Source organism: Methanogenium sp. MK-MG (assembly GCF_009914725.1).
Classification (GTDB): domain Archaea; phylum Halobacteriota; class Methanomicrobia; order Methanomicrobiales; family Methanomicrobiaceae; genus Methanogenium.
In genome coordinates this window covers 1-6,439 of sequence record NZ_JAAAWJ010000091.1, presented here as the reverse complement: position 1 = coordinate 6,439, position 6,439 = coordinate 1, and the positions used below count along the sequence as shown (strand labels likewise).

Annotated in this window: 6 protein-coding genes; 4 read left to right on the top strand and 2 right to left on the bottom strand. The window is 48.5% G+C overall.

Annotation, left to right across the window (positions count from 1 at the left end; genetic code table 11):
• A partial coding sequence (gene truD / locus MKMG_RS10115; RefSeq protein WP_165077724.1) for a tRNA pseudouridine(13) synthase TruD occupies nt 1-915 on the bottom strand: 915 nt, incomplete at its 3' end.
• On the bottom strand, nt 912-1,274 hold the full coding sequence (gene pth2, locus MKMG_RS10110; RefSeq protein ID WP_165077722.1) for a peptidyl-tRNA hydrolase Pth2: 363 nt from the start codon (nt 1,272-1,274) through the stop codon (nt 912-914). The genes pth2 and truD, both read right to left, overlap by 4 nt.
• A 108-nt stretch (nt 1,275-1,382) precedes the next feature.
• On the opposite strand from pth2, the gene MKMG_RS10105 reads away from it, so the two are divergent.
• From MKMG_RS10105 to MKMG_RS10090, 4 genes are all read left to right on the top strand, one after another.
• Nucleotides 1,383-2,540 carry an NAD(P)/FAD-dependent oxidoreductase gene (locus MKMG_RS10105; RefSeq protein WP_165077720.1) on the top strand — a complete coding sequence of 386 codons (1,158 nt, stop codon included), beginning with the start codon at nt 1,383-1,385 and terminating at the stop codon, nt 2,538-2,540.
• A gap of 49 nt (nt 2,541-2,589) precedes the next feature.
• The gene (locus MKMG_RS10100) at nt 2,590-2,898 is read left to right on the top strand and encodes a hypothetical protein (protein ID WP_165077719.1); all 309 of its coding nucleotides are present in this window, start codon (nt 2,590-2,592) and stop codon (nt 2,896-2,898) included.
• Nucleotides 2,899-3,064: 166 nt separating this feature from the next.
• Nucleotides 3,065-4,981, top strand: coding sequence for a DNA topoisomerase (ATP-hydrolyzing) subunit B (gyrB, locus tag MKMG_RS10095; RefSeq protein ID WP_165077717.1), 1,917 nt, complete (start codon nt 3,065-3,067; stop codon nt 4,979-4,981).
• Nucleotides 4,982-5,021: 40 nt separating this feature from the next.
• On the top strand, nt 5,022-6,439 hold a 1,418-nt coding region (locus tag MKMG_RS10090; protein ID WP_165077716.1), incomplete at its 3' end, for a DNA topoisomerase (ATP-hydrolyzing).

Here is a 6,439-nt window from a genome sequence, read left to right as displayed (position 1 = left end):
TTGACATATTATTCTGTCCCCCGGTACAGGTTTTGAGAGTGCGTATCCTTCGTGTATCCTGTGGGAAAGGCCCATGTTAAAGAGCCATGACTGATATGCTGAAACAAACATTGAGAGAAGTTTTGGCGGAACACTTTTGAGGGCACCTTCATAATCTTCAGGCACTTCTGCAAGATGATGAAGAATCGCGCGTTCATACCTCATCTGGACCGGAAGCGCTTCGAGTGCTGTTTTGGGATCGTTGTCTGAGAGATATGCTCTTCGTGCTGCTGCATTGCTCTCCGGTTCTCCCTCAGACGGGAATCCCACATATGTCCTGACCGCTTCTTTATAATCTTCCAGAAGGATCTGTTTGCCTACCAGATGGGTGACCGGTCGTTGTACGCCAAACCGCTGAATCCCGAAATAATTCGGGACACCCTCTGCGACACAGGCATCTATTTGTGCAACTCTCTCTTCCAGATTATCGGGACTGCATGCACGTATGGTAATGTCAAAGCGATTGCCCTCTAAATCCCCGAGTGATAACTGCTGACCGGACCTGCCGACCGGGGTCAGGGTAATATCTTTCAGCCGGATATTCTGCACCGCTGTTTCTGAGATGTCATACAGGGATATCAGCTGAGTGGTGAGGGCATGTTTGTCTTTTGTCCCTGCCCATGAAATCCGGCGGTGGCTGACACCGAGTATCTTTGCAATCTCTTTTACTGCACGCTGGAGTTCCCAGTTCTTTTTCTCCAGTCTGCAAAGAAGATATTTGCCTGTTGATTCTTCTGACGATTTTACCTCGTTGCTGATTTCATGCACCATGAAGTCTTCTGCATCCTGGCGTAACAGGCCCTGAATTCCTTCAGTGTCACAGACATAATACTGCATGCCAAGCAACTGTTCAACAGGATATGGTGATTGTTTCATAAGAGCTGCAGGTTCCCTGTAATTTTGTCCAGATCTTCTGATAGTGCCGGGCCAAGTCCAAGCGCAGTGATGGTGCCGGGTTTGATCTCCGTCCGGCCCGCATCAGTGATGAGCGACGTGGCTATGCCTGCCATTTCTGCATTGGTCTTTATTTCGTACATGTCGCGGAGAGTGGGGGCCTTAAGTGTTACTTTCTTCATGCCCTCGTTAAACCATTTTTTTCGTGTGATTTTATCGGTTTTTTCATACGCACCAACAGCAGCATGAGCAAGCTGTGCGCATTTTTTACCACAGGTCATTTTAACATCACTGCGGATAATCAGGCATTGTTTCCACTTAAAATCTGATTCATCTTTCATCGATACTGTAGTAATGAACTCTGGTGAGTATATACCTCCTCACCCGGCGATACGCTGGTTCTGAAATTTTCCGATATCTTATCCCTGATTCATGCCTATTGATTGTTGATGTACGATGTGATTGTTGTCGGCGCAGGTCCTGCCGGGTCTGCGGCGGCACGATACTGTGCTGCTTTGGGACTCCGGACACTGATGATAGAGGAGCATGCATCGATTGGATATCCGGTCCAGTGTGCGGGTCTTTTGAGTACGAATGCATTTTCAGAGTGTGGTGTGTCAGCGGATTCGGTGATACAGGTGGTGAGGGGTGCTGCCCTTCACTCATCTCAGGGGTGTGAACTGCATTTTGACGCAGGCAGGACCAAGGCCTTTGTTGTGGACAGAAGTGCCCTTGACCGGGAGATGGCAGAGAATGCAGTCTCAGCCGGTGCCGATATCATGCTCAAGACGTATGCATACGATATACGGGACAATGTGCTCTATACGAAAGGAGTTGATGGTCACCGGGAACTTCCGTTTCGCCTGCTCATCGCTGCAGACGGACCACGCAGTCCCGTCAGGGCGATTCGCGGGATGAAACCACCTCTTAAATTTTATTCCGGAGTTCAGGCAGACGTTCCGTATGAAACAGCTGCTGACGTTGTTCATATTTATCCGGATGCCTCGCCTGATTTTTTTGGCTGGGCAATTCCTGCAGGAGAGGGCAGAGTACGGGTGGGTCTTGCCGGGGGGGCCGATGTGCAGAATCGGTTTTCCTCGTTCATCCGCACATTCAGTGATTCATGCCTGCATCAGGTGACAGGCACCATCCCGATGGGGGTGATGCCCCGGACATATGGTGCCCGGACACTGTTTGTTGGTGATGCAGCCGGATTTGCAAAACCCACTTCCGGGGGAGGTGTGTATACCGGTGTACGGTCTTCACGACATGCAGCAGATGTGGCCGCGGTCTGTTGTGAAGAGGAACGATTTGATGACTCTTCCCTGTCGTCATATGAATCTGCCTGGAGTGCTGATTTTGGGAAAGAACTGGATTTTGGATACCGGTTCCTTCAGATGAGGTCATCGGTTACCCCGAAGGATGTCAATGATATCTGCCAGACACTGAACACACCGGAGTTAAAGCGGACGATTGTCGAATATGGTGATATGGACCGGCCAAAGGAACTGGTGCTCCGGTTACTGAGGAATCCCGCATTCTTCCGGGTTGCACGCAGGGTTGCAAAAGCAGAACTCCGCGGGCTGCTTTTTGGTGGCAGGCGATAGCAGAGATGCCCCACCAACATTTTTTCATGTATGGTGCTGAGTAACTGTTATGGAAAGCCAGTTTGGACGTGGATTTATTACCAATCTCATGTTGGTTACAAAGCATTTTGCCCTTTCTCCGGAACAGGCCTGGCCGGGTGTTAAAGATCATATGACAGGGATGCAGGTGCCGGAACAGTTTCTGGGAACAGAGGTTGAAGAACTGGTGACAATGCTCCGGAAAAAAATCATGTGGCATCAGGATGGCAGCATGGACAAAGAAGATGCGGAATCTGTGCTGCGCGTTCTCCGGAGACTTGTGGTTGCAATTGACCGAAATCTCGGCATTCCTGACCCTCAGGTTGGAAAGTATGACTGAGAAAGAGAAACAAAGAGTCAGCAACCATTAAAGGCTGAAAAAACCAATAATATATTAGTTAGTTTCATTGGCATTTTTTATTCTGTCGGAGTGGAGATAGTAGTGGTATTTATGAAAAAACGGACTGATTTGTCTGAATTAACGACAGCATTCAGGAGTATTCTTAATGGCTGAAAAAAACGGATACACAGGTAGCAATATCACTGTTCTTGAGGGACTGGAAGCCGTCAGGAAACGTCCTGCGATGTACATCGGCAGTACGAATGAACGGGGACTTCATCATCTCGTCTACGAGGTTGTAGACAATGCTATCGATGAAGCACTCGGAGGATTCTGTGATACAATTACGGTAACACTGACTGACGATGGTTCATGTATTGTCGAAGACAACGGAAGAGGCATTCCCGTTGATATCATGCCTAAATACAAGAAGAGTGCACTTGAGGTGGTGTTGACTGTTCTCCATGCAGGGGGCAAATTTGATAAGTCAACATATCAGGTGTCAGGTGGTCTCCACGGGGTTGGCGTATCTGTTGTTAATGCGCTTTCAACCGAACTGTCTGCCACCGTGTTTCGCAATGGGAAAGTTCATTCGATTGCCTTCAGTTTAGGGCATGTCACGATGCCGCTCACTGAGTGTGATCAGGAAACGGAAGACCCGAAACGGGGTACCATTATCTGTTTCAAACCGGATCCGGTAATCTTTGAGACGGTTGACTTTGATTATGACAAACTGAGTTACCGGATGCGTGAACTGGCATTCCTGAATAAGGGGATATCGATCACCATCATTGATGAACGAACCGGAGATTCAGATACCTTCCATTATGAAGGGGGTATCAGTGAATTTGTGACATATATTGTCGGGGAGAAAGAAGCGATTCACCGGGATGTCATCTATCTGGAATCAGAAGATACGCCAAACAAGGTGCAGGTTGAAGTAGCTCTGCAATATACTGTCGCCTATTCTGAGACGATGCTAACCTTTGTCAACAGTGTCAATACGCGTGAGGGAGGTACACATCTCGAAGGATTCAGGAGTGCTCTCACACGCACGATAAACACCGTTGCACGGAATAATAATCTGCTGAAAGATATGTCCGTCCCATTACGCGGGGAGGATGTCCGGGAAGGTCTCAATGCGGTGATTGCAATTAAGATTGCTGAACCGCAGTTTGAAGGCCAGACCAAGATGAAACTTGGGAACTCAAATGTCAAGGGCATTGTGGATTCACTGGTGTATCAGGCCCTTTCAACGTATTTCGAAGAAAACCCGAAGGTCATTCAGGTTATTATTGAAAAAGTCAAGAGCGCGGCCAGAGCACGTGATGCAGCAAAAAAAGCCCGTGAACTTGCCCGCAGAAAGAGTACCCTTGAAGGATCCGGTCTTCCGGGAAAACTGGCTGACTGTTCTGAGCGCGACCCGTCAAAGAGTGAAATCTATATTGTCGAGGGAGATTCAGCAGGTGGTTCTGCAAAACAGGGGAGAGACCGTAAGTTTCAGGCAATTCTCCCCTTAAAGGGTAAAATCCTGAATGTGGAGAAGGCAAATCCGCATAAAATTCTGAAGAATGTTGAGATTCAGACATTAATTTCTGCAATAGGAACCGGCATTGCTGAAACGTTTGACATTGAGCGCAGTCGCTACCATCATATCATCCTCATGACCGATGCGGATGTTGATGGTGCCCACATCTGTACGCTTCTCCTGACATTCTTCTACCGCTACATGCCGGCACTGATTGAAAATGGTTATATCTATATTGCCCAGCCGCCGCTGTATCGTGTTGCACGAGGGAAAATTGAGCATTATGCCTATAGTGAAGAGGAGATGCGTGAGTATGCAAAAGAGCTGGGAGAAAAGGGTACCCACATCCAGCGCTACAAGGGTCTGGGTGAAATGAACGCCCAGCAGTTATGGGACACCACGATGGCTCCTGCCTCCCGTGTCCTGAAACAGGTTCACATTGAAGATGCGAGTTATGCAAACGCAATATTTGAAAAACTTATGGGCGATGATGTTCCCGCCCGCCGTGATTTTATCCGGCGCCATGCAAAGGAGGTGACAAACCTTGACATCTGATGAGAGAGGTCGTATAATTCCGGTCAATATTGAAGAGGAGATGAAATCCTCATATATTGATTATGCAATGAGCGTGATCATCGGTCGTGCCATCCCTGATGTGCGTGATGGTCTCAAGCCGGTGCATCGCCGTTCACTCTTTGCGATGGGTGAGATGGGGAATACCCATGAGAAACCGTTCAAAAAATGTGCACGTGTGGTTGGAGATGTCATGGGTAAATATCACCCGCATGGTGATGCCTCCATCTATGACACCGTCGTGAAGATGGCTCAGCCGTTTGCATACCGGCATACGCTGGTGGAAGGCCAGGGTAACTTTGGTTCTATTGATGGGGACTCTGCTGCTGCCATGCGTTACACCGAGGCACGCCTTGACCCGGTGGCAGAGGAACTCCTGGAGGACATCAAAAAAGAGACCGTGGATTTCATACCAAATTTCGATGAATCACTCCAGGAACCATCGGTTCTTCCGGGAAAATTCCCGAACCTGTTGGTGAACGGGTCCACCGGAATTGCGGTCGGAATGGCAACCAACATGGCTCCCCATAATCTGGGAGAGGTCTCATGTGCGATTGCAGCGGTCATTGATAATCCTGATATCACCACCGAAGATCTGATGACCATTATGCCCGGGCCTGATTTTCCGACCGGCGGTATTATTCTGGGCACATCCGGAATAAAAGGTGCATATCATGACGGGAGAGGCAAAATTCGTATTCGCGGTGTAGCAGAGATTGACGATGAGGGGAAAAAGCCACGTATTCTCATATCCGAGATTCCGTTCCAGGTGAACAAATCCCGTATGATTGAGCAGATGGCAGCCCTTGTCCGTGAGAAAAAGATCGACGGAATCACCGATATCCGTGATGAATCCGATAAAGACGGGATACGGGTTGTCATTGAGCTGAAACGGGCATCTCAGCCTCTTACTGTCTTAAATCAGTTGTATAAACATACCTCTCTTGAGACTACCTTTGGTATTATTAATCTGGCAATCGTTGACGTTCAGCCGAAAGTGCTGGGTCTGCGCTCAATTATCAATGAATATCTCCGTCACCGGCGGGAAGTGGTACGGCGACGTACTGAATTTGACCTGAGGAAGGCAGAAGAGCGCCAACATCTCCTGAAAGGGTTGTTGCTTGCCCTTGACAGGATTGATGAGGTCATCGCGACGATCCGTGCCTCGAAGACGAGTGAGGAAGCTTCTGCCGCACTGATTGAACAGTTCGGTCTTGATGCAGTCCAGGCGGATGCCATTCTGAAGATGCAGCTTCGCCGCCTGGCAGCCCTTGAACACCAGAAAATTCTGGATGAGAAGGATCTCCTGGCCCGCGAAATTGAAGGCTATTCCATCATTCTTGCTGAAGAGAAGAACATCCTTGCAGTGATTAAAGAAGAAATTATTGGTATTGGTGAAAAATACGGCAATGAGAGAAGGACCAAAATCGTTCCGTTTGA